Genomic DNA, 25,390 nt, shown 5'->3' on the forward strand with positions numbered 1-25,390 from the left:
AACCATGACGCGACGACATGCAGGAAACCTATCCATTGCACGACCGGCCGGCACTGCGCACGCGTCCGTGCTCGACGCTGCCGTTGAAACGGCTTGCGCTGCTTTTCCCGTTCGCGCTGTCGCTGTCGGTCGCGCTGCCCGCGCACGCCGACGACGCGCCGGCCGTGCCCGTGACCGCCGCCAGCACGCCCGCCGCGTCAGCGTCGCCCACCCTCGACACGATCGTCAACGCGCTGCGCAACCGCTTTCACGTCGCGTATGCCGAAGCCTGCACGATCGCGCGCGCGGTGCAGACCGAATCGGACCGCTACGGGCTCGCACCGGCGCTGCTGCTCGCGATCATCGCGGTCGAATCGGGCTTCGATCGCCACGCGACCAGCGTCGCGGGTGCGCGCGGGCTGATGCAGGTGCTGCCCGCCGCGCACCGCGACCTCGTCGCGCATGTGAAAGACCTGTCCGATCCGGCAACCAACGTGCGGATCGGTGCGGCGATCTTCCGCGGCTATCTCGACGATGCGGACGGCGACGTCGAAACCGCGCTCGTGCGCTACAACGGCGGCACGAAACGCTATGCGCAGCGCGTCGCGCTGCGCGTGCAGCAATTCGATGCGCAATTGCGCCGGTCGAACGGCACCCCGGCCGATGCACTGCGGACGGCCGCGAATCCCTGAGCGCGACGCGCGACACCAGGGGGCGCCGAAAGCGTCTTCGCGGCCCCGCCGTGTTTCGCGCTGTGCGGTAATGCAGCCGGCGCTTCGACCTGGATGAACAGCGCGGCGCTTCGAGCAAGCGTCGGCGGGATGCTGCCGACGTACGTGCAAAACATCACCGGATGGCGGAACAGCGCACGCGGCGCGAGTCATGTCACATGAGCCACATGAGCGAGAGGCATGGTGGGCGTCCTCTTGCCGGTGCGTCGCGCGACGGCTGCCTGCGTGCAACCGCACGAGCTGCGTCCGGGTTCCATACGACCATCTTATGAAGGTTCGCTTGAAGACCGCGGCAAACGATCACGCCAGCGCATAAAAAGCGCGTAAACGTCCGTTCGCCGCGACGCGGCGGGGGTGTATCGAGGGCCGTACACGAGCGGGAGCGCCACACTCCGCTCACGTGACGCCTACGCGGCAAAAACCGGAAAGGGAGCCGGGGCGCGGCGCTCAGCCGAACGTGTAGCGCCCGTGCTGGCGCGGCCGCCACGGCGACGAGCGGCAGCTTGCGACACCGGCCGCACGACGCGCGGCCCAGCCCGCGCCGCGGCGCACGTGCAGATCGCGCCGGGCCACCGCGGCCACGCGCGACGGCAACCCATACGCAAGACGCCGCACGGCCGCGACCCGTGCGGCCAGCCGCGACACCGGCGACACACGCCGCGCAACGTGCGCGACGGGCCGCTTGCAGAGAATCGCGCTGTCGTAGCGCTTGCCGGCAAAACGCATCACGTCGACGACCTCGAAGCCCTGCGCGCCGTAGAACGCCAGCAAGTGCGCGGCGGGATGCGGCGTATCCAGTGCGAGCAGCGTGTAGCCGCGCAACGCGGCCCACTGCTCCGCGAACGACAGCAGCAACGCGCCGATCCCGCGGCTTTGACAATCGGGGTCCACCGCCACCTGGCGCACGCTCGCGACGCCTTCGCGCCGGTATAGCGAGCATGCCGAGGACGGATCGGTCGCATACAGCGTCGCGGTGCCGACGACGCGCCCGCCACGGACGGCGACGTAGCACTCGCCGGCTTCCGCGCGGCGGCGCGTGACGTCCTCGTCCTGCTCGACGCACGTGCAGTTCAGCCCCATCGCGCCGAGCCGCGCGAAGGCCCGATGCAGCATCGGCGTGAGTTGCGCATAGCTGTCGAATGCCGGATCGAAACGCCGTACGACCACCCGGTCGGCGCTCACGAAAGGCGGCGCGACGGAAGGACGTTCGGCGATCGCATTCCAGGGTATCGACATGGCCATGCTCCGTGATGGGGATGCCCGAAGTCTATGAGCGCGCCAGCCGCTGTCGCAAGAAAAAATGTCGTAAAAGTTTGGGGAAGCGGGCGTGGTGGACGCGATGAAAACGGTACGTCCCGCAACACCGCACGTGTCGTTGCAAACCCCTGAAATCACACCGATCGTTGTTCGCGCAAGCACCCCGTCACGCGGCGATATCGCTGCCGGGCACGCATGCCGTTGACACGTGCGGCGACGCGCTCCAGACTCGCTGCTCCCATACCGCAATGCGAGTGTTCATGGTCACCTGCTTCCTTCGCTACGTCATCGATCCGTACAAGCTCGCCGAGTTCGAAACCTACGGCAAGATGTGGATTCCGCTCGTCGAAAAGTTCGGCGGCACGCATCACGGCTACTTCCTGCCGTCCGAAGGCGCGAACGACATCGCGCTCGCGATGTTCTCGTTCCCGAGTCTCGCCGAATACGAGCGCTACCGTGAACGCTCGATGGAGGATCCGGCCTGCCAGGCCGCGTTCCGCTACGCGGAGGAAACGCGCTGCATCGTCCGCTATGAGCGCAGCTTCTTCCGGCCGGTATTCGAATAACGCGTCACGACCGAAAGCATCGCGCCCCGTTTTCCGGCCATCCTCGATGAACCAAAAAAAAGCCCCGCCTGCATCCGCGCGGCGGGGCCAACCCATGTCAGTAGAGACATCATGGAGGAGACGGATTCATCTTATCGACCTTGGCGCACCGTCCCAACCAAGCATTTCTGCTATCGATTTGCGCGGCCTCGCACACGTTTGCCCCGTCGCGCGGCATATCGATAGAACGAAAAGTCGTTTTCAGAGTGGCGGCGGGGTCGTTACCATCTGGTTTTAAGCCTGTGCTTAGCCGGGCAAGCCATCCCCCAGGAGCGCCCCTTGACTGCATTCGATCAACACCGCCGCCCGTTCGTCGTCGGTATCGGCGGCACCACCCGAGCCGCGTCGTCCACCGAACGCGCGCTGACGTTCGCGCTGCGCGGTGCACAGGCTGCCGGCGCACGAACGCGCCTGTTCGACGGCCCGTTCCTGCATACGCTGCCGCACTACGCCCCCGAACACAAAACGCTGACCGACGCGCAGCGCGAACTGATCGACGCCGTGCGCCAGGCCGACGCGATCATCATCGCGACGCCCGGCTATCACGGCGGCGTCTCCGGTCTCGTGAAGAACGCGCTCGATACGCTCGAGGAACTGCGCGCCGACGAACGCCCCTATCTCGACGGCCGCGCGGTCGGCCTGATCGTCACCGCTTACGGCTGGCAGGCGGCCGGCACCGTGCTCACGTCGGTGCGGTCGATCGTCCATGCGCTGCGCGGCTGGCCGACGCCGTTCGGCGCGACCGTGAACACGCTCGAAACACGCTTCGAAAGCGCCGACGACTGCTCGGATCCGAAAGTCGCCGCGCAGCTCGAGACGGTCGGCGCGCAAGCGGCCGAGTTTGCGCTCGCCTTCGCATCGCATCGGGCAGCGTCGCACGCGGCATCGGTCGATGCGCTCGCCCCCGTGCTGAAGATCGCCAACCAGTAATCTCCGCCGCATTACATCGCGCGCGCCCGGCCGACAAGGTTCGACGGGCGCGCGCGGCGCGTTTTCCGATGCGCGACCGCCGGCCGCGCACGCCGTCGTCTCCCCTGCGTCGCCCTTCCCCCGCGTCCCCCCTCGATAACGATTCGGCCTGCCGCGTGATTAGCATTGGCCGAAAGATTGGTTCACGGCGCCGGCAGGTTTTCGTACGCTGAAAGTCCGAACTTTCTCCGCGCATGCCATGAACCGTACGATCCGCTACAAGGGCTATGAAGTCGCTCCCGCCGCTGCCCGGTTGCCGAACGGGCTGTTCGCCGCCAACCTGACGATCGAGCGGGCGAGCGGCGGGCCGTCGCCGCGCTCCGTGTCGTTCGATGCAATCGATTTCTTCTTCGAGGAGGAGCACGCGCTCGCCTATGCGTCGCGCTGGGGCCGCCTCTGGGTCGACACCAACGCGTGACGTCCGCCGGGCCGGCGTGCACATGGCCACTCGAAAATACGCGATTACGGAAGCTGTGCAAGAATCTTTCGATCCGCAATCGCATAACAATAGCCATGAGTGACACGCTGCAGGAAGAGCACGCAGCCGCAGATCACGCAATGCGCAACTGGACCTTCGAGAGGCAAGGTCCGGTCCGGATCGGTTCCGATGCGCACATGCAGATGTTCTGCCGCATGCTGCTCGACACACACAATCCGTACAAGCCGGCCGTGATCGACTGGCCGCCGCTCAAGCCCGACGAACTTCGGCGGCTCACGTCGCTGCCGATCTGGGACATCGCGGTGCAAACCGAAGGCCGTGCGTCGATCCGCGTCGCGACCTACGCGGCGACGGTCGGCGATCCGCTGCTGCGCCGCGCGCTCGAGATGGACGGCAACGAGGAAGCCCGCCACAAGGTCGTGCTGTCGAAGCTCGTCGAGGCTTACGGCATCCGGCTCGCGCCGGAGCCGCCCTACCCGGCGCCGACCGATCCCGAATGGTCGTGGATGATGACGGGCTTCAGCGAATGCATCGACAGCTTCTTCGCATTCGGCCTGTTCCGCTCCGCGCAGCGCTCCGGTTATTTCCCGCCCGAGCTCGTCGACACCTTCGAGCCCGTGATCCAGGAAGAAGGCCGCCATATCCTGTTCTTCGTGAACTGGTATGCGTGGTACTGGCGCACGATGCCGTGGTGGCGCCGGCCGTGGTTCTTCGCGCGTGTCGCGGCGGTGTGGGTGCAATTGATTCGCGACCGCATGAACATCGCGCGCGGCATCGATGCGAATGGCGCCGCGCGCGACGCGAACTTCCCGGCGACCGGCACCGCGGATATCGGCGACGCGCTGAACCCGCGCGAGCTGATCGAGCTGTGTCTGGCCGAGAACGACCGGCGGATGGCCGGGTACGACGAGCGCCTGCTGCGCCCGATGTTCGTGCCGCGCATGGCGCGGTTCGCGCTGCGGTTTCTGAAGAAGTAAGACCGGAGGATTGCCCGGTTGCCGGGTCCGGCAACCGGCGATCGCCGCGTCTGCGGAACACCGTCACAGGCACGCTCGAGGTTCGCAAATGCCGCCCCTCGGCCGGCACTCGCTACCGCTACGACCGAATCGCTTTCAGGCCCTGCATTTTCTTGACATGCGTCGTCACGCCAACGTACGTTATGTTGCGCGATGACAGGCCGGCGCTGGCCGTACCGGGGATGTCGCCGCACGCGTCGCGACAGGGCTGACGGTTCGTGAGTCAGGCCATGGCGCGGCCGGATCGTCAAGCCTCCCCTATACTACTCAGGATTCCAAATGAAATCGATTTCCCATGCCGTGGCCGGGATCGTCCTTGCCGGCGCCGCCGGCACCACATTCGCCGCCGGCTCCTCCATCTCGTTGCAATGCAGTTCGCCCTCCGGTGGCCAATGCACCGCCACCGGCACGACAACGCCTTTGAACATCCCGTCGACGAACCTTGTCTTCATGTGGCAAGGCCGCAATATCACGATGACTCCAATCGACGCGCATACGGTCAACGTTCAGTGCCTGACCAATCAGGCCGGGTTGCTGACCGCGCTGGCCGGATCGAGTGCGACGCAGGGGCCGTCCGCCACCGTGGCCATCGACTGTACGCCCGCAGTGAGACCGTGACGGCGGCCGCGCTCGTCCGGCAAGTCGGCATGTAGACACAAAGGATCGCCCGTGCTTCCGGGACGGGGCACGGCATCGAACCCGCGTTGTTCCGCCTTGGCCAGCAGTTGTCGGTTTGAAGCTTCGACGCGTCGAGCGCGCGTAGCCGCCATATGTCGCGTCCCCGACACAGGTGTACCCGCCCTTTTTTATGCGGCACACGGGCCAATTGTCACCCCTGATCTGACAATTTGGGGGCCCTGCCGACATGCCCTGCCGGCGCGTTCAACAATCTGTCGTTACCCGACAGGAGACCGCCACAGGGCGGCCTCCCGCCGATTGTCCCGCCCATCCCGCTCCACTTACACGCCGATATCGTCAATAGGACAAATCCGAAAAAGAATGCTTGGGCGCTGATCAATTGCTCCGTAGCACTTTTTTACAACTTTGGCGAACCTGCCGGCCCGGAACGCCCGTCAGACGGGCACCGGCGTCGGCCAGGATGCGCAATTCAGCACAGTCGGATATTCAATATTTTCAATTAAATCTATTTTCACTAAATCAATTAAAATAAAAATAAATTTGAGATAAATCTCAAATTAACAGGTTAACAAGATTTCAAAGACATTATCCATCGGCCGGCAAATCAACCTTACATTTCTGACAGAATTTGCCGATGCGCAAACGTTTGCTATTTCATTTGTCTTACTTTTGAGGCGTTCGCTTGTGTAACCCAGCCCACACAACAAGTGTAAGTACATGATTTTCATACAAAAATAATGATAACCCCAAGCAAGCCAGAACCCAACGAGACACATTCTTGTATCTTTCAAAATCATTCTTCATTGACACACGGAAACGCGGTTCATTAACCATCTTTTAACTTTCAAAACCGTCTATTTATCACTTTTTATCAATCTATAAAAACCACCTCCAATAAACTCCGCCCATCAATTTTGAGATTCGCGCGAGCGCACGGAGCATTCCTCTAACAAAAGAGACCGGTGTGTGGCGTGCACATTTGGAGGTAGCAGGACATGAACCGCACATACCGCTCGATCTGGAACGAAGCTCTTGGCGCCTGGGTCGCGGCATCGGAACACGATTCGGCCCGGGGCAAGCCGAACAAGTCGGCCGTCGTGAAGGCCGTTGCAGCCGCCGTTCTCGTCGCGGGGGCGGGCGTCGCGCATGCGCAGTATGTAGCAGGCAACGGCGGGGGCGGCGTCTCCGCAACGGGCGCACAGGCGATCGCAATTGGCGGTAACAACGGGAGCACCACGACGGCCAGTGGTTCGACGTCGATTGCAATCGGCGCGAACGCAACGGCGTCGGGCAACTATTCGCAGGCTTTCGGTCAGGCCACGACGGCGACCGGCGCAAGCGCGATCGGTATCGGCTCGGGCGCAAAGGCACTGAACACCGGGGCGACGGCGGTCGGCAACGACTCCACGGCGTCGGGCAGCAGTTCGATCGCAATCGGCGGCGGCAACAGTTCGGGCTCGGGCGGTGCCGTTGCAGCCGGCACCAACGCCATTGCTTTGGGCCGCTTCTCCAACGTCAACTCGGCAACGACGTCGGGTATCGCGATCGGCTCGAACGCGGTCGTCACGTCGGCAGGCACCAACGGCACGGCACTTGGTTCGGCGGCCACCGCGGCCGGCTCCGGCGCGTCCGCCATCGGCAATGCCGCGACGGCAACCGGCACCAACGCCCTGGCACTCGGCGGCACGGCCAACTACGCGTCCAGCGTCGCGATCGGTGCAGGCAGCGTGACCGGCGCTGCGGCACCGAGCGGGACGGGCTACCTGACCGGCAGCACCGCACCGCTGTCGGAAGTGTCCGTCGGCAGCTCCACGGCACTGCGCCGCATCACCAACGTCGCCGACGGCTCGGCACCGCAGGACGCGGTCACCGTCGCCCAGCTCAGCACCGGCATGAGCACGACCACGAGCGCGATCGGCAGCCTGTCGACTTCGACGTCGACCGGCCTGTCGTCGGCAAACAGCTCGATTTCGTCGCTCTCGACCTCGACCTCGACTGGCATCAACTCGCTGTCCACGGGCATCAGCTCGGCCAATAGCTCGGTTACGTCGCTTTCGTCCTCCACGTCGACCGGCCTTTCGTCGGCGAATAGCTCGATCCGTTCGCTGTCGACTTCCACGTCAACCGGCCTCTCGTCGGCCAACAGCTCGATCACTTCGCTGTCGACGTCGACCTCGACCGGCATCAACTCGTTGTCCACGGGCATCAGCTCGGCAAACAGCTCGGTTACGTCGCTTTCGTCGTCCACGTCGACGGGTCTGTCGTCAGCTAACAGTTCGATCACGTCGCTGTCCACCTCGACCTCGACCGGCATCAACTCGTTGTCCACGGGCATCAGCTCGGCAAACAGCTCGGTTACGTCGCTTTCGTCGTCCACGTCGACGGGTCTGTCGTCAGCTAACAGTTCGATCACGTCGCTGTCCACCTCGACCTCGACCGGCATCAACTCGTTGTCCACGGGCATCAGCTCGGCTAACAGCTCGGTTACGTCGCTGTCGTCGTCCACGTCGACGGGTCTGTCGTCGGCCAACAGCTCGATCACCTCGCTGTCGACCTCGACTTCGACCGGCATTAACTCGTTGTCCACGGGCATCAGCTCGGCTAACAGCTCGGTCACGTCGCTTTCGTCGTCCACCTCGACGGGCCTGTCGTCGGCCAACAGCTCGATCACCTCGCTGTCGACCTCGACCTCGACCGGCATTAACTCGTTGTCCACGGGCATCAGCTCGGCAAACAGCTCGGTCACGTCTCTGTCGTCGTCCACGTCGACGGGCCTCTCGTCGGCCAACAGCTCGATCACTTCGCTGTCGACCTCGACTTCGACCGGCATCAACTCGTTGTCCACGGGCATCAGCTCGGCCAATAGCTCGGTCACGTCTCTGTCGTCGTCCACGTCGACCGGCCTCTCGTCGGCCAACAGCTCGATCACTTCGCTGTCGACCTCGACTTCGACTGGCATCAACTCGTTGTCCACGGGCATCAGCTCGGCAAACAGCTCGGTCACGTCTCTGTCGTCGTCCACGTCGACCGGCCTCTCGTCGGCCAACAGCTCGATCACTTCGCTGTCGACCTCGACTTCGACCGGCATCAACTCGCTGTCCACGGGCATCAGCTCGGCAAACAGCTCGGTCACGTCTCTGTCGTCGTCCACGTCGACGGGTCTGTCGTCGGCCAACAGCTCGATCACCTCGCTGTCGACCTCAACCTCGACCGGCATCAACTCGCTGTCCACGGGCATCAGCTCGGCTAACAGCTCGGTTACGTCGCTGTCGTCGTCCACGTCGACGGGCCTCTCGTCGGCCAACAGCTCGATCACGTCGCTTTCGACCTCCACGTCGACGGGTCTGTCATCGGCCAACAGCTCGATCCTGTCTCTGTCCACGTCGACCTCGACCGGTATCTCGTCGCTGTCCACCGGTCTCAGCTCCTCCACCAGCTCGATCACCTCGCTGTCCACGTCGACCTCGACCGCGATCGAAGCCGCCAAGACGCATTACTACAGCGTCAACGACGGTGGTACGCAACAGGCCAACTACAACAACAACGGCGCGACCGGCGTCAATTCGCTCGCCGCCGGCGTGGCCGCCAGCGCCGCGGGTACGAGCAGCGTCGCAGTCGGCGACACCGCGAACGCGAAGGCAAACGGTGCAGTCGCAATCGGCCAGAACGCGACGGCCAACAACGCCGGCGACGTTGCACTCGGCAGCGGCTCCACGACGGCGGCGCCGAACCCGACGCCGACCGGCACTGTCGGTGGCGTGACGGCGACGTTCCAAGGCGGCAATCCGACCAGCGTGGTCAGCGTGGGTGCGCCTGGCGCCGAGCGTCAGGTGACCAATGTCGCGGCCGGTCGGATCGCCGCGAACAGCACCGATGCGATCAACGGCTCGCAACTCTACGCTACCAATTCGGTCGTGGACTCGCTGTCGACGACGGTGTCGACGTCGGGCAGCGCCATCGCGTCGCTGTCGACCGGTATCACGTCGCTGTCGACGGGCCTCAGCTCGACCAACAGCTCGGTTACCTCGCTGTCGACCTCGACGTCGACGGGCCTCTCGTCGGCCAACAGCTCGATCACGTCGCTGTCCACCTCGACCTCGACCGGCTTGTCGTCGGCCAATAGCTCGATCACCTCGCTGTCCACCTCGACGTCGACGGGCCTCTCGTCGGCCAATAGCTCGATCACCTCGCTGTCGACCTCGACGTCGACCGGCCTGTCGTCGGCCAATAGCTCGATCACGTCGCTGTCGACCTCGACGTCGACGGGTCTGTCCTCGGCGAACAGCTCGATCACGTCGCTGTCGACTTCGACGTCGACGGGTCTGTCCTCGGCGAACAGCTCGATCACGTCGCTGTCGACCTCGACGTCGACGGGTCTCTCGTCGGCCAATAGCTCGATCACCTCGCTGTCGACTTCGACCTCGACTGGCCTCTCGTCGGCGAACAGCTCGATCACGTCCCTGTCCACGTCAACGTCGACGGGCCTGTCGTCCGCGAATAGCTCGATCACGTCGCTGTCCACCTCGACTTCGACCGGCTTGTCGTCGGCAAACAGCTCGATCACTTCGCTGTCCACGTCGACCTCGACGGGTCTGTCGTCGGCGAACAGCTCGATCACCTCGCTGTCGACTTCGACCTCGACCGGCCTGTCGTCGGCGAACAGCTCGATCACCTCGCTGTCCACGTCGACCTCGACCGGCCTGTCGTCGGCGAACAGCTCGATCACGTCACTGTCCACCTCAACCTCGACCGGACTTTCGTCGGCAAATAGCTCGATCACGTCCCTGTCCACGTCAACGTCGACGGGCCTGTCGTCCGCGAATAGCTCGATCACTTCGCTGTCCACGTCGACCTCGACGGGTCTGTCGTCGGCCAACAGCTCGATCGATTCGCTGTCGACTTCGACCTCAACAGGCCTCTCGTCCGCGAACAGCTCCATCACTTCGCTGTCCACGTCGACCTCGACCGGCCTGTCGTCGGCCAATAGCTCGATCACTTCGCTGTCCACGTCGACCTCGACGGGCCTCTCGTCGGCCAACAGCTCGATCACCTCGCTGTCGACCTCGACGTCGACGGGCCTCTCGTCGGCCAACAGCTCGATCACCTCGCTGTCGACCTCGACGTCGACGGGCCTCTCGTCGGCCAACAGCTCGATCACGTCGCTGTCCACGTCGACCTCGACGGGTCTGTCGTCCGCGAACAGCTCGATCACGTCGCTGTCCACGTCGACCTCGACGGGTCTGTCGTCCGCGAACAGCTCGATCACGTCGCTGTCCACATCGACCTCGACGGGCCTCTCGTCCGCGAACAGCTCCATCACGTCGCTGTCCACGTCGACCTCGACCGGCTTGTCGTCGGCCAACAGCTCGATCGATTCATTGTCGACCTCGACCTCGACGGGCCTCTCGTCCGCGAACAGCTCCATCACTTCGCTGTCCACGTCGACCTCGACGGGTCTGTCGTCAGCGAACAGCTCGATCACTTCGCTGTCGACCTCGACCTCGACGGGCCTGTCGTCGACGAATAGCTCGATCACTTCGCTGTCGACCTCGACGTCGACGGGCCTGTCCTCGGCCAACAGCTCGATCACTTCGCTGTCCACGTCGACCTCGACGGGTCTGTCGTCGGCCAACAGCTCGATCGATTCGCTGTCGACTTCGACCTCAACGGGCCTCTCGTCGGCGAACAGCTCCATCACGTCGCTGTCCACGTCGACCTCGACGGGTCTGTCGTCCGCGAACAGCTCGATCACCTCGCTGTCCACGTCGACCTCGACGGGCCTCTCGTCGGCGAACAGCTCGATCACCTCGCTGTCCACGTCGACCTCGACGGGCCTCTCGTCCGCGAACAGCTCCATCACGTCGCTGTCCACGTCGACCTCGACCGGCCTGTCCTCGGCGAACAGCTCGATCACTTCGCTGTCGACCTCAACCTCGACGGGCCTGTCGTCGGCAAATAGCTCGATCGATTCGCTGTCGACTTCGACCTCGACGGGTCTGTCGTCGACGAATAGCTCGATCACTTCGCTGTCGACCTCAACCTCGACGGGCCTGTCGTCGGCAAATAGCTCGATCGATTCGCTGTCGACTTCGACCTCGACGGGTCTGTCGTCGACGAATAGCTCGATCACTTCGCTGTCGACCTCGACCTCGACTGGCCTCTCGTCGGCTAACAGCTCGATCACTTCGCTGTCCACGTCGACCTCGACGGGTCTGTCGTCGGCCAACAGCTCGATCGATTCGTTGTCGACCTCGACGTCGACGGGCCTCTCGTCCGCGAACAGCTCCATCACGTCGCTGTCCACGTCGACCTCGACCGGCCTGTCCTCGGCGAATAGCTCGATCACGTCGTTGTCCACCTCGACTTCGACCGGCTTGTCGTCGGCGAACAGCTCGATCACGTCGTTGTCCACCTCGACTTCGACCGGCCTGTCGTCCGCGAACAGCTCGATCACGTCGTTGTCCACCTCGACTTCGACCGGCCTGTCGTCCGCGAACAGCTCGATCACGTCGCTGTCCACCTCGACCTCGACCGGCCTGTCCTCGGCAAATAGCTCGATCGATTCGCTGTCGACCTCGACCTCGACCGGCCTCTCGTCGGCAAACAGCTCGATCACGTCCCTGTCGACCTCGACCTCGACGGGCCTCTCGTCGGCGAACAGCTCGATCACGTCGCTGTCCACATCGACCTCGACCGGCCTCTCGTCGGCGAACAGCTCGATCACGTCGCTGTCCACATCGACCTCGACGGGCCTCTCGTCGGCGAACAGCTCGATCACCTCGCTGTCCACGTCGACCTCGACCGGCTTGTCGTCGGCCAACAGCTCGATCGATTCGCTGTCGACCTCGACTTCGACCGGCTTGTCGTCGGCGAACAGCTCGATCACGTCGCTGTCCACCTCGACCTCGACCGGCCTGTCCTCGGCAAATAGCTCGATCGATTCGCTGTCGACCTCGACCTCGACCGGCCTCTCGTCGGCGAACAGCTCGATCACGTCCCTGTCGACCTCGACCTCGACCGGCCTGTCCTCGGCAAATAGCTCGATCGATTCGCTGTCGACCTCGACCTCGACTGGCCTCTCGTCGGCAAACAGCTCGATCACGTCGTTGTCGACCTCGACCTCGACCGGTATCAGTTCGCTGTCCACCGGCCTGAGCAGCACGAACAGCTCGGTGTCGTCGCTGTCGACTTCCACGTCGACGGGCCTGTCCTCGGCAAACAGCTCGATCACCTCGCTGTCGACCTCGACCTCGACCGGCATCAACTCGCTGTCCACCGGCCTGAGCAGCACGAACAGCTCGGTGTCGTCGCTGTCGACTTCCACGTCGACGGGCCTGTCCTCGGCGAACAGCTCGATCACCTCGCTGTCGACCTCGACCTCGACCGGCCTTTCGTCGGCAAACAGCTCGATCACGTCCCTGTCGACCTCGACCTCGACCGGCCTCAACTCGCTGTCCACTGGCCTGAGCAGCACGAACAGCACGATCCTGTCGCTGTCCACGTCGACATCGACCGGCATCGGCTCGCTGTCCACCGGCCTGAGCAGCACGAACAGCTCGGTGTCGTCGCTGTCGACCTCGACGTCGACCGCGATCAACGCAGCGAAGACGCACTACTACAGCGTCAACGACAACGGCACGCAGCAAGCCAACTACGACAACACGGGCGCAACCGGCACCAACGCCCTCGCCGCCGGCGTGAACGCCAGCGCGGCGGGCGCCAGCAGCGTGGCCGTCGGCGACGGCTCGAACGCGCAGACCGCAGGCTCGGTCGCGATCGGCCAAAACGCATCGGCAACGGGCGGCAAGGCCGTGTCGATCGGCTCCGGCAACACCGCGTCCGGCGACGGCGCGGTCGCGATCGGCGATCCGAACGTGGCGACGGGTACCGGCGCGGTGGCGATGGGTGCGAACAACACGGCGACCGGCGACGGCGCGGTGTCCCTCGGCAACCAGAACACCGCAACCGGCGCCAGCGCGCTCGCCCTCGGCAGCTCGAACCAGGCCACCGCGGACAACACGATCGCGCTGGGCAACCAGGCCACGGCCAGCGCCACCGGCGCCCAGGCCTACGGCTCGGCCGCCAAGGCCACGGCCGCCGATGCGCTCGCCTTCGGCACGAACGCCCAGGCGAACGTCGCGAACTCGATCGCACTCGGCGCCAACTCGGTCACGGCCGCGGCCGTCGGCACGTCGAGCGCCACGATCGGCGGCGTCCAGTACTTCTTCGCGGGCAGCTCGCCGGTCGGCGTGGTCAGCGTCGGTGCACCGGGCGCGGAACGCCAGATCACGAACGTCGCCGCCGGCCGGATCTCGGCCACGAGCACGGACGCGATCAACGGCAGCCAGCTGAACGCGACGAACAACGCGATCAACACGCTGTCGACGTCCACCGCGTCGAACGTCGCGTCGCTGTCGACCGGCATCAACTCGCTGTCGACCGGCCTGAGCACGACGAACAGCAACGTGGCATCGCTGTCCACGTCGACCTCGACCGCGATCAACTCGCTGTCGACGGGCCTCAGCACGACGAACAGCAACGTCAACTCGCTGTCGACGTCGACCTCGACGGGCATCGGTTCGCTGTCCACCGGCCTGAGCACGACGAACAGCAACGTGGCCTCGCTGTCGACCGGCGTGACGAACATCAACAACACGCTGAACTCGCTGTCGACGTCGATCAACAACAACACGACCCGCGCCAACAACAACAACGGCGTCGCGGCCGACATGAACGGCAAGGGCACCGACGTCCCGACCGTCACCGCCGGCTCGAACTCGGTGGCGATCGGCGCGAATTCGAACGACGGCGGTCGCTCGAACGTGGTGTCGGTCGGCAACGACCAGCAGCAGCGCCAGATCACGAACGTCGCGCCGGGTACGCAAGGCACCGACGCGGTGAACGTGAACCAGTTGACGCAGGTGCAGACGACGCTGTCGACGGCACTGTCGGGCCAGCAGGCGCAGATCAACTCGCTGGGTTCGCAACTGCAGCAGACCGACCAGATGGCGAAGCAGGGTATCGCGGCCGTCGGCGCGATGGCATCGATCCCGCAGCTCGATCGCGACGCCAACTTCGGGATGGGCGTGGGCACGTCGACCTTCCTCGGCCAGAAGGCGATGGCGGTCAACATGCAGGCGCGCATCACGGAGAACCTGAAGGCGTCGATCAACGGCGGCTTCAGCGGCGGTCAGAAGGTGATCGGCGCCGGCATGCTCTATCAGTGGAAGTAACGCGTCGCGCCACGCGGCCGTCCGGCTCGCCAGCCGGACGGCCCGTGGCGGCCCCGACGGCCAGACGAGCCCGCCGCGCAACCCGTGGCGGGCTTCAGTCAACCCAAGCATTGAGGATGTAACCGTGAACAAACTCGCTCTTGCGCTCGCGCTCTCCGCAACGGCCCTGGCCGCATGCTCGACCGCATCCGGCCCGACCTTCAGCGCCTCCGAACTGCAGCCGCGCGACGGCGTGCGTACCTTCCAGGTGGACTGCCACGGCCTGCTGTCGGGCCCGCAGACCTGCATGAAGGCCGCCCGCAAGATCTGCGGCGAAGAGCCGGTACGCGCCGTCGACTCGGCCCGCGCGCTGCGCGACAAGTCCGATCCCGCGACGCTCGTGTTCCAGTGCGGCGCCGCACCGGCCGAAGCGGCCTCGGCCGCCACGCCGGCCACCGCCGCCGTTGTCGAACAGGTGAACCTGTCAGGCGACGCGCTGTTCGCCACCGACCACGCAACGCTCGCACCGACGGCGCGCGAATCGCTCGACCGCCTGCTGAACGAGCGCAAGGACCACACGTACTCGCAGGTGACGGTCACCGGCTTTACCGATTCGGTGGGCAGCGACGACTACAACCTCGCGCTGTCGAAGCGCCGCGCCGAATCGGTCGCCGCCTATCTGAAGGCACACGGCCTGAAGGCCGACTCGATGACGGTGTCGGGCCGCGGCAAGGCCGATCCGGTCGCGTCGAACGCGACGCCCGAAGGCCGCGCGAGCAACCGCCGCGTCGAAATCCGGCTGCAGCACTGACCAGCCGGCCGCCGCACGTGCGGCGGCCCGGTCCGGCAGGCCGCCAGCGCCGCGCCGGGCAACGCGGGCGCCGCTTCGCCGGCGCCCCGCCCCCGTGGGCCGGCGGGTATGTCAAAGTTCGTCACGGCCTGCCAAAAACGGCGATTTCCATGCCACAATCGCCGCAGACAGTCGCCGGGGCAGCCTGCCCGAATCGCGCGCCGTGCCAGGCGTGCCCGACGACACGCCGGAATCCGGCTGCCGCCCTCGCGAACCACGTCGCCCGATTCGCGTGCCGCGGCGCACCGGCGCGAATCCAACCATGACAACCCACGGCGCGCCGCTTCCAGGCCAGACGCTCGACGCGATGCCCGGACGCACGACGCCGCAGAGGAAACCAACCGGTGACGGACATCAATGAAGCCGCCGCGCGCGGCACCCGCAAGCAACGGCCGGCGGTCGGCATCTCGCTGTTTGCGCGCGACGGCCAGGCGATCTGGGAAAACGGCATTCACCAGAACATCGCGTTCCTCGCGATGATGCTCAAGCGCTCGGATCGCGTCGGTCCCGTCTATTTCCTGAACGGCGGCGACGCGAACGCGCTGCCGGCCGGCCTCGAACTCGACGGCCTCGACATCCCGCTCGTGAAGCCCTCCGACGTCACGCACGAACTCGACGTCGTGATCGAAATGGGCGCGCAGCTGCCGGTCGAATGGCTCAGGCACATGAAGGCGCTCGGCAAGAAGATCGCCGCGTTCTTCTGCGGGCACGTCTATGCGGGCCTGTGCGAAACGCCGATCTTCGGAAAACCGTCGGGACACGTGTTCAACGGCGCGCCGTTCGACGAAGTGTGGCTGCTGCCGCAATACGACAAGACCGCGGCGCCAATGCTGCAGACGATCCTGCGCGCGCCCGTCCACCTGATGCCGCACATCTGGTCCCCATACTTCCTGGAGCGCCGCGCCGCCGTGCTCGCCGGCGAAGGCGCATCGTTCGGCTATCGGCCGGGCCAGCGCCCGTGGCGCCTCGCGATGCTCGAGCCGAACATCTCGGTCGCCAAGTCCTGCCACTACCCGATGCTGGCGTGCGACGCGTTCTACCGCGCACGGCCGGACGCGGTGCAACACATGTTCGTCGTCAACTCGATGCACATGAAGGAACATCCGACCTTCGTGCACTTCGCGAACAGCCTCGACCTCGTCCGCCAGCACAAGGCGACGTTCGAACCGCGACTCGATCTGCCGGGCTTCATGGCACGCCACGCGGATGCGGTCGTGTCGCACCACTGGGAAAACGGACAGAACTATCTGTATTACGACGTGCTGTACGGCGGCTATCCGCTGATCCACAACTCGACGCTGATCGGCGACGCCGGCTATTACTATCCGGACTTCGACGCCGCCGCGGGCGGCCGCGCATTGCTCGAGGCGTGGCTGCATCACGACGAACGCCTCGACGATTACCGCGCGAAAGCCGGCCGGCTGCTGCAGTCGGTCTCGATCGACAACCCCGCGAACCTCGACGCGTTCGTCTCGCGTCTGGTCGCCTGAACCGGAGCATACGCATGTCGGACTCCAATGCCCGTCAAGCGCCCGGCGAGGGCAAGCGTCTCGTCGTCGGCGTGTCGCTGTTCGTGCGCGGCGCCGGCCAGTCGCTATGGGAAAACGGCATCTTCCAGAACTGCCTGCTGCTGATCCTGCTGCTGCGCCAGTCGCCGCTCGTCGCGCAAGCCGTGATGGTGAACGGCGGCGAACAGGTCGCCGATCCGCAAATGATGCTCGGCGAGTGGGACGTGCCGCTACTGTCGATGGACGAAGCGCTGGAACGCTGCGACGTGCTGATCGAAATGAGCGCGCAGTTCGGTGCCGACTACCTGCGCGCGTTCCGCGACCGCGGCGGCAAGGTCGTCACGATGCGGGTCGGCAACGACTACGTGATCGACATCGAACGTGCGATGTTCAACAAGCCGTCGGGCTTCCTGTTCTCGGGCGCGCCGTACGACGCGGTCTGGACGATTCCCGAGTTCGAGCGCTCGTGCCTGCATTATTACCAGACCGGCCTGCGCGCGCCCGTCACGATCGTCCCGCACATCTGGCATCCGATGCTGTTCGACAAGGCGCGGGCGACGCTCGGCGCCGGTTTGTCGTTCGGCTATCAGCCCGGCAAGCCGCGCTGGCGCGTGACGATGTTCGAGCCGAACATCTGCATGGTGAAGACGAGCGTCATCCCGATGCTGGTGACCGAGGAGGCATATCGCGCGAAGCCCGATTTCCTCGAGTTCGTGCGCGTGTGCAACACGATCCACCTGAAGGAACATACGACGTTCGTCCACTTCGCGAAGAGCCTCGACATCGTGAACCACGGCATCACGACGTTCGAAAGTCGTTACGCAGTGTATGAGTTCATGGCCGCGTACGGCGATGCCGTGGTGTCGCACACGTGGGAAAACGCGCAGAACTACCTGTACTACGAGCTGCTGTACGGCGACTATCCGCTGATCCACAACTCGCCGTTTCTCGGCAAGGCCGGGTATTTCTATCCGGACTTCGACTGCCAGGCCGGCGGCCGCGCGCTGCTGCAGGCGTTCGCCGAGCACGACGCGAATCTCGACGCGTACCGCGAGCAGTCGAAGCACGTGCTCGACTCGGTCAGCATCTACAACCCCGAGAACGTCGCGGCCTATACGGACGCGATCGCCACCCTCTACCGCGACGCGTGACACGCCGCCCTTTCCGGACTCCGACATGAACGCACGCCTGCCTCTTACCCGCGCCAGATGGCTGATCGGCTGCGCCGCCGCTTCGATCGCGATCGGCGCGCACGCGCAATCGGCCGGCGAATCCGCCGACGCACTGCTCCGCGACTCGGATGCGGTGTTCAAGCAGCTCGACGCCGGCCAGTACGGCGCGGTGTGGACCGACGCCGCCGCGTTCGTGAAGGCACGCATCAAGCAGGACCAGTTCGCGGCCGACATGCAGCATGCGCGCCAGTCGGTCGGCGCGGTCAGCCGTCGCGGCTGGGCGCAGGTCACGCGGATCCGCTACACGAATGCGTCGACGACGCCTGATGGCCTCTACGCGAACGTCGACTACACCACCACGCTGACGAGCGGCGCAACGGTCTACGAGAAGCTGAGCTTCCGCCTCGAAGACGACGGCCGCTGGCACCTGACGGGCTACGTGCCGCGCCAGTCGCAGAACTTCGCGCAATAAGCCGCCCGCCCCACGGAGCCGCCCCGATGAAACTCAATGTCGCGATTACGATGAACGTGCAGCGCGACGCGACGCAGTCGATCTGGTACAACGGCGCCAACCAGCACTGCGTGTACCTGTACATGCTGCTGAAACAGTCGCCGCTGATCGGCGAAGTCTGGCTCGCGCACGACAACGGCATCACCGAGTATCCGCAGGCGTTGATGATGGACGCGTTCGGCGACGCGCTGCGGCCGCTGTCGGCCGTCGTCCACCAGACCGACCTGCTGATCGAGATGAATGCGTTCGTCGATCCGTCGCACACGGACGCCGTGCGCCGGCGCGGCGGCAAGTGCGTGTCGTACCGCTTCGGCAACGACTACGTGATCGCGGTCGAGACGATCAACTTCGAGAAGAACGACTGGAAGCCGAACCCGCACCGCGTGCAGTTCGACGAGATCTGGACCAACCCGCAGCACATGCACACGTGCGCGGCCTATTTCCAGGCCGTGTACCGCGCGCCGGTGATCGAGCTGCCGCACATCTGGTCGCCGTATTTCATCGAGCGCAGCCTCGACGCCGATCCCGAACTGAAGGCGCGCTTCGGCTACCGCAATCACGGCACGGCCAAGCGCATCGCGTTCTTCGAGCCGAACCTGAACGTCGTGAAGAGCGCGATCGTGCCGATGCTCGCCGCGAACGCGTGCTACGTCGCGCATCCGGAGCTCGTCGAGCACGTGTACATGACCAACACGTTCGACAAGAAGGAAAACGTCGCCTTCAAGCATCTCGCGCTCGGACTCGAGATGGTGCGCGACGGCAAGGCGACCGCCGACGTGCGCGCGCCGTTCGTCGCATGGGCCGCGCATCACACCGACATCGTCGTGTCGCACCACTGGGAAAACGGCCTCAACTACCTGCTGTACGACGCGCTGTACGGCAACTACCCGCTCGTGCACAACTCGCCGTTCCTGCGCGACGTCGGCTATTACTATCCGGACTTCGAGATCTTCGATGCGGCGCGTGCGATCGTGACCGCCGCACAGACGCACGACGCGCATCTCGACGACTACGCGGCAGCGGCTCGCCGCTGCCTGCACCACGTCGACGCGCTCGCCGAGCACAACGTCCGCGCGTACTCGGAGCAGATCCGGAAACTGTTCGCCGACCGCGCACTCGGCTGACCGCCTTCGCTCGCGTTCACGTCCATGAACCAGACCATCCGCAACTTCGTCGTGATCGATTCGATCCACGGCCCGTTCGTGATCAACCGGCACTGCGCGCTGCAGGCCGAGGCGCTGATCAAGACCGGCCGGCCACATATCCAGGGCGAACTCGACACGATCCTGCACGTGATCGAGCAACTGCCCGACGGCGCGATCGCGGTGGACGGCGGTGCGAACGCGGGGCTCGTGTGCGTGCCGGTCGCGCACCGGCTGCGCGCGCGCGGCGGCCGCGTGTACGCATTCGAGCCGCAGCGCACGCTGTTCCATGCGCTCGGCGGCACCATCGCGCTCAACGAGCTCGACAACCTCCACCTGCTGAACATGGGGCTGGCCGCCGCCAACGGCACGATGAAGGTGCCCGATGTCGACTACGGGCAGGATGCCGATTTCGGTTCGGTGTCGCTCGTCGACGGGCAATCATCGGGCGGCACGCCGACGCCGGTCGTCCGGCTCGATTCGCTCGGCCTGCCGCGCCTGGATTTCCTGAAGCTCGACATCGAAGGGATGGAGATCGACGCGCTGCGCGGCGCGCGGCGGCTGATCGAGACACATCTGCCGTGGTGCTGGATCGAATACTGGAAAGTCGGCGAGGCGCCGATCATCGATACGTTCGCCGGTCTCGACTATACGTTCTACCGGATCGACGGACTGAACATGCTGTGCGTGCCGAACGCGCGCTGGGACCGGCAGCGCCTGCTGATCTCGGGCGACCCGCTCGCCGTCGGATCGGCGACCGGAAACGGCGCGGATCAGGCGGCGGCCGCACCCGCCAATGCCGACGCCGACGCGCCCGAAACGAACTGGAACCGCGCACTCGACCACGAGTCGTGCGGCGAGTGGGGGCATGCGATCGATCGCTGGCAACGCGCCCGCGGCCGCGGGCTCGACGACGATGCGATCGCGTTGCAGCTTGCGTCGTGCTACGGCTTCGCCGGCGCACCCGAGGCCGGGCTTGCGGCACTCGACCATTTCGGGGACCCGGCCGCACTGCCCGACGCGGCGCGCGGGCGCATCGAACTGGCGCGCTCGGCACTGCTGCTGCGCGCCGGCCGGCGCGACGAGGCCGCGCGCGCCACCATCGACAGCGAAAACGTGCTGACGTCCGCACAGTTCGGGCTGCCGACGGAGCGGCTCTACCAGGGCCAGCCGCTGCACGGCAAGCGGCTGCTCGTGCTCAGCTACGGCGGCATCGGCGACCAGCTTCAGTACGCCCGCTACCTGCATGCGCTCGACGCGCTCGGCTGCGCCGGCGTGACCGTGGTCGTGCCCGACGCGCTGGCCGGCCTGCTGCGCCATACGTTCCCGCGTATCGAATTCGTCGGCGCGCACGGCGCGTGGGTCGACACATCGCAGATCGCACACGACTACTGGTGTTCGTTCCTGATGCTCGCCGCGCAGTTCGGCTACGCGCCGGCGCCGGAAGGTGCGCCACCCGCTTACCTGGCGTGTCCGCCCGCGCATGCCGACGCATGGCGCGAGCGCGTGGCGCGCGACGGCCACGCAGCCGGTACGCGCCGCATCGGGCTCAACTGGCGCGGACGCGACGAAAGCGACGCACGCTTCCATCGCGCGGCCAGCCTGCGCGACTTCGCCCCGCTTGCCGGGATGCACGGCTACGCCGCGTACTGCATCAACCGCGACCTGTCCGCACAATCCGAACAGTCGGACCTGCCGGTCACCTTCCCGCATCAGGCGATCGGCGATTTCAGCGATCTGGCCGCGCTGATGCTCGCGATGGACGCCGTGGTGACCACCTGCACCGCGCACATCCATCTCGCCGGCGCGCTCGGCGTACCGGCCGTGCTGCTGCTCAGCCCGAAAGCCGACGCCCGCTGGGAAACCGGTTCGCGCAGCGCGCTCTATCCGGGCATCCGGATCGTGCGCGCCGCGCACGTCGGCCGATGGGACGATGCAGTCGACCGCGCGATGGCGCTGGTGCTGGGCGGTTTCGGAAAGGATTGACCGGCTTGACTGGCCGCGCGACCGAGCCGCCGCGGCGCAGCGGGCCCGCACGCGCGGCGGTTGCCCTACACCGGCACGCGATCGCCGCTTTGCGCGGCGAACACGCGGCCATGCCGCCGCCCCATGCGGGCGAGCACGGCAAAACAACGGACCGCCTGCCCGCTTGCACTGCCGGATTGCCTGGCGAGGCTGTCGGACACGCCGCGCGCGATCGCCGAATCGTCGCCGCACGCGCCGGCGATGACGCCCGCGTAATAGTGCCGCGCCGCCAGCTCGCGGCCGTTGGCATCGATCGGTTTCATCCGCTGAATGCGACGCGCGACGGCCTTCAGGCCGTCGAGGTACGGCGCGACATCGATCGGCACATCGGTCGACTCGGCGCCGAGTTGCCACAGCATGTCCGCCAGTTCGGCGATCGCGACCAGGTCGCGCGCATCGGTTGCCTGCGTGCCCGTTCCGGCTCCGGCCTTCGTCCCCGCCATGCCACACCCCTTTGCGATTCGTCTCACCCTCGCCCGGCACCGGCGCGTCGTGCGCGCCGCCCCGCCCGTTCCCGCGCCGTCACACGGCGGCCGGCGACCGCCATGAAAAGCGGATGCCCTGCGCCCAGGCGACACCGGCATCCACGATGATCTGCCGGTCGATCTCGCTCTCCACGCCTTCGACGACGACGTGCCGCGCGCCTTCGTGCGCGAACGCGATCAGCCTGCGGAACTGGTAACGCCCGATCGCGTTGCGCTTGATCATCGACAAGACCGACCGGTCGAGCTTCACGATGTCGGGATTGCCGACCACCAGATTGTTCAATGCGCTGAAACCGACGCCGAAATCGTCGATCGCGATCCGGCAACCGGCCTGCCGGAAGCGGTTCACGAACGACCGGCCCGCGACGGGGTTCAGCGGCCCCGTCTCCGTGATCTCGACCACCAGCCGCGCCGCCACCGACGGCTCGCGCTCGAGCCGCCTGAAAATCGCCAGCCACGCGTCGTCGACGACCGCGCTCGCCGCCGCGACGTTGCAACCGAGCACCGCGGCCGGATCGGCGCGCAGCGCGTCGATCGTCCGGCCGACCACCAGCCGGTCGAACCAGCGCATCAGCCCGAGCGCCTCGAGGCGCGGCAGGAATGCGAGCGGCGGCAGCGCATCGCGCTCGCCCCAGCGCAACCGCGCCAGACGCTCCTGATACAGCACACCGCCCGACAGGTCGGCCCGGCACACCGGTTCGTGCGCGAACCCGAGCCGGCTTTCCACGAAACTGCGTACCGACGCGAGGTCGGCATGATCGTCGGGGGCGCCGAACACGAGATCGATTTCGTCACGATTCGCTTCCCGATTCGCCTCCAGGCGAGCTTCGACCGCATTCATCCGGCGCTCCGGCAAATGGCGAGCCGCCGATCGCGGCTCGACCTCAACAAACACGCGGAGCAAACCTACCCTGACGCGCTCCGCCGCCTACCCGGCCCATCCTGTTATGACGATTTTTTCCGGGAGCGTACTTTTCGCTTCGGCGCGCCGTCAAATTCGATATTTTCAGTGATATTCAACTACTGCCAATACACCATGCACGCATCATGCCGACAGTGCGACAGGTTACACAACACAAAATACGGAACCTCGAATCCAGCTCGCTTACCTTCATCGCCCGGACAGTTTTATCCGAATCGATTTCTTTCACGACATTACGGGACTGCAAATCGAAAAATCGTTAATTGATCAGACTAAAGCAAATGCACGAATCACCGTTTTCCATTGATGCACGGGCCCGCGACGCAAGCCCTCGACCCGGCCCGCCATCCGCCGGAAACCGGCCGCCGTGCATCATTCGATCACCGCAGCATTCAATTTTCTCGCTGCAAACGACATTATTTAATCTCGAAACAGAATTCACCGCGTCAAATCAATAATATCAAGTTTTATTTATATGATGATTATGAATTGAACCATATTTAACAATCTTAAAGACTTGTTAACCTATAAAATTGTTTCCGACGGACTTCCCTCGGAGCCGTCAATTTCGTGCCTTCAAAACCGTCGAACCGATCGGGTTCGGCGGTTTCTTTTTTAACGGCACCATTTCGTCAGACATTAGGGCGGGACAACCCCGATGGCGGCCGACGGCGCCATGAAAGTACGCCGTGGAAAATCGGGCCTTATGCGGCCGGCGTGCCGATCAGGTTCGCGAGCAGCGCGTCGTACTCGGCGACGAGCGCCGGATTCGCCGACGTATAGCGGCCGAGGATCTCCCGCTGGCGCCGCGTGTATGCTTCCCAGTCGTCGTCGTGCGTATGCAGCGCACGCAGCAGCGCGTCGGCGCCCTGCTGCACGTCGTTGTCCGGATAGTAGTAGCCGAGGTCGGGCGCGAGGCTCGCGTTGTGCACGAGCGGATAACCCTGCCAGCACACGTCGAAATAGAAGTAGTTCAGCGGGTTCGACCATTGGTGCGACACGACGATGTCGGTCAGGTCGGCCAGGAACACCGGCGTGTCGAAGCGACCGACGAAGCTCGCCTTGCCCGCGCGCACGATGTCCAGGTAATTCATCAGCATCACGAACTCGGGGCTGTCGTGCGCGAGGCGATCGGCGTTCGTCACGTGCGTGAAGCAGATCGCGTCGGGGTCGCGCCGATACGCTTCGTCGATGATCAGCATCGGATACACGCAGAACTTCACGACGTTGTGGTTCGGCTCCATCACCGTCAGCCGCTTGCCGGGCTCGCTGCGTGGCCGGTATTCGCCGTGCTCGGGCAACGTCTGCGCGCGTGCGGTGAGGAACATCGGATCCCACACGAACGGCACGACGCGCCCCGGGCAGCGGCGCAGCGACTGCAGGAACGGCAGCGACGAAGGCGCGATCTGCGGAATCGCCCATACCTCGTCGTAGCCGCGGTTGATGAACAGCGAATCCCACAGCCGGCGGCCGAACAGCATCGACTCCATCGCGTTGATGTACTCGACGCCGCAGCAATAGCTGACGAGCTTCGCGCCGCGTGCTTTCAGGTAGGCCGTCTGCTCGCCGTCGATCTGGCCGCCGAGCTCGATCACCACGTCGAGCGCATCCTTCATGTCGGCGAACGCGCGCGTGTCGTACACGTTGCGGTCCCACGGCAGCGCGTCGGTGAGCGGCACGTCGGTGGTGTTGACCAGCGTCACGCGGTAGCCGTGCGGCGACGCCATCAGCAGCTTCGCGAGAAACAGCGCGTTCTGCTTGATGCCGTTGATCCACAGGCTTTCGTCAGGGGCACGCAGTCCGATCGTGATACCGATGCGCAGGCCGTTCAGGACAGGAGACGTCATCGTCGGCAGGATGGAAGGTTGAATGGGAGCGGCATGGCGCAGTGTAGCGCGCGGAGCGCCGCCCGCGTCAAGCGGCGGCGG

Annotated in this window: 17 protein-coding genes; 13 read left to right on the forward strand and 4 right to left on the reverse strand. The window is 65.3% G+C overall.

Going from position 1 to position 25,390, the window contains the following annotated elements:
• Positions 1-17: 17 nt before the first annotated feature.
• Positions 18-671, forward strand: coding sequence for a lytic transglycosylase domain-containing protein (locus WJ12_RS32085; protein ID WP_082744652.1), 654 nt, complete (start codon positions 18-20; stop codon positions 669-671).
• A gap of 486 nt (positions 672-1,157) precedes the next feature.
• On the opposite strand, the gene WJ12_RS32090 is transcribed toward WJ12_RS32085, so the two are convergent.
• Positions 1,158-1,946, reverse strand: a complete 789-nt coding sequence (locus WJ12_RS32090; protein ID WP_059556978.1) for a GNAT family N-acetyltransferase — start codon at positions 1,944-1,946, stop codon at positions 1,158-1,160.
• Between the two features lie 281 nt (positions 1,947-2,227).
• On the opposite strand from WJ12_RS32090, the gene WJ12_RS32095 reads away from it, so the two are divergent.
• From WJ12_RS32095 to WJ12_RS32170, 12 genes are all read left to right on the forward strand, one after another.
• A complete protein-coding gene (locus tag WJ12_RS32095) occupies positions 2,228-2,533 on the forward strand; it encodes an NIPSNAP family protein (protein ID WP_049028850.1) in 306 nt (101 codons plus the stop codon).
• 318 nt (positions 2,534-2,851) lie between these two features.
• Complete coding sequence (locus WJ12_RS32100) at positions 2,852-3,502, forward strand: NADPH-dependent FMN reductase (RefSeq protein ID WP_034185998.1); 651 nt, start codon at positions 2,852-2,854, stop codon at positions 3,500-3,502.
• Positions 3,503-3,740: 238 nt separating this feature from the next.
• The gene (locus tag WJ12_RS32105; protein WP_006480563.1) at positions 3,741-3,959 is read left to right on the forward strand and encodes a hypothetical protein; all 219 of its coding nucleotides are present in this window, start codon (positions 3,741-3,743) and stop codon (positions 3,957-3,959) included.
• A 95-nt stretch (positions 3,960-4,054) separates the two neighbouring features.
• The gene (locus tag WJ12_RS32110) at positions 4,055-4,957 is read left to right on the forward strand and encodes a hypothetical protein (RefSeq protein WP_034185997.1); all 903 of its coding nucleotides are present in this window, start codon (positions 4,055-4,057) and stop codon (positions 4,955-4,957) included.
• Positions 4,958-5,275: 318 nt separating this feature from the next.
• Positions 5,276-5,614 (forward strand): hypothetical protein, encoded by a 339-nt coding sequence (locus tag WJ12_RS32115; protein ID WP_034185996.1) that lies wholly within the window; start codon positions 5,276-5,278, stop codon positions 5,612-5,614.
• A 1,016-nt stretch (positions 5,615-6,630) separates the two neighbouring features.
• On the forward strand, positions 6,631-14,868 hold the full coding sequence (locus tag WJ12_RS36210) for a YadA-like family protein (RefSeq protein ID WP_156810515.1): 8,238 nt from the start codon (positions 6,631-6,633) through the stop codon (positions 14,866-14,868).
• 124 nt (positions 14,869-14,992) lie between these two features.
• The gene (locus tag WJ12_RS32145; protein WP_034190563.1) at positions 14,993-15,658 is read left to right on the forward strand and encodes an OmpA family protein; all 666 of its coding nucleotides are present in this window, start codon (positions 14,993-14,995) and stop codon (positions 15,656-15,658) included.
• A 383-nt stretch (positions 15,659-16,041) separates the two neighbouring features.
• Positions 16,042-17,187, forward strand: coding sequence for a DUF2827 domain-containing protein (locus tag WJ12_RS32150; RefSeq protein ID WP_034190564.1), 1,146 nt, complete (start codon positions 16,042-16,044; stop codon positions 17,185-17,187).
• 14 nt (positions 17,188-17,201) lie between these two features.
• Positions 17,202-18,356 (forward strand): DUF2827 domain-containing protein, encoded by a 1,155-nt coding sequence (locus tag WJ12_RS32155; RefSeq protein ID WP_034190565.1) that lies wholly within the window; start codon positions 17,202-17,204, stop codon positions 18,354-18,356.
• A gap of 25 nt (positions 18,357-18,381) precedes the next feature.
• The gene (locus WJ12_RS32160) at positions 18,382-18,849 is read left to right on the forward strand and encodes a DUF4019 domain-containing protein (RefSeq protein WP_059557481.1); all 468 of its coding nucleotides are present in this window, start codon (positions 18,382-18,384) and stop codon (positions 18,847-18,849) included.
• Between the two features lie 26 nt (positions 18,850-18,875).
• Positions 18,876-20,012, forward strand: coding sequence for a DUF2827 family protein (locus tag WJ12_RS32165; RefSeq protein WP_059557479.1), 1,137 nt, complete (start codon positions 18,876-18,878; stop codon positions 20,010-20,012).
• A 24-nt stretch (positions 20,013-20,036) separates the two neighbouring features.
• Positions 20,037-22,016, forward strand: a complete 1,980-nt coding sequence (locus WJ12_RS32170) for an FkbM family methyltransferase (protein ID WP_059557477.1) — start codon at positions 20,037-20,039, stop codon at positions 22,014-22,016.
• Between the two features lie 65 nt (positions 22,017-22,081).
• Here WJ12_RS32170 and WJ12_RS32175 read toward each other — a convergent pair whose 3' ends face one another.
• From WJ12_RS32175 to WJ12_RS32185, 3 genes are all read right to left on the reverse strand, one after another.
• Positions 22,082-22,498, reverse strand: a complete 417-nt coding sequence (locus tag WJ12_RS32175) for a hypothetical protein (RefSeq protein WP_034190569.1) — start codon at positions 22,496-22,498, stop codon at positions 22,082-22,084.
• A gap of 79 nt (positions 22,499-22,577) precedes the next feature.
• Positions 22,578-23,381, reverse strand: a complete 804-nt coding sequence (locus tag WJ12_RS32180; RefSeq protein ID WP_034190570.1) for an EAL domain-containing protein — start codon at positions 23,379-23,381, stop codon at positions 22,578-22,580.
• A 785-nt stretch (positions 23,382-24,166) separates the two neighbouring features.
• On the reverse strand, positions 24,167-25,309 hold the full coding sequence (locus tag WJ12_RS32185; protein WP_034190571.1) for a DUF2827 domain-containing protein: 1,143 nt from the start codon (positions 25,307-25,309) through the stop codon (positions 24,167-24,169).
• Positions 25,310-25,390 lie beyond the last annotated feature (81 nt).

It is taken from the genome of Burkholderia seminalis, from assembly GCF_001718535.1.
Lineage (GTDB): Bacteria > Pseudomonadota > Gammaproteobacteria > Burkholderiales > Burkholderiaceae > Burkholderia > Burkholderia seminalis.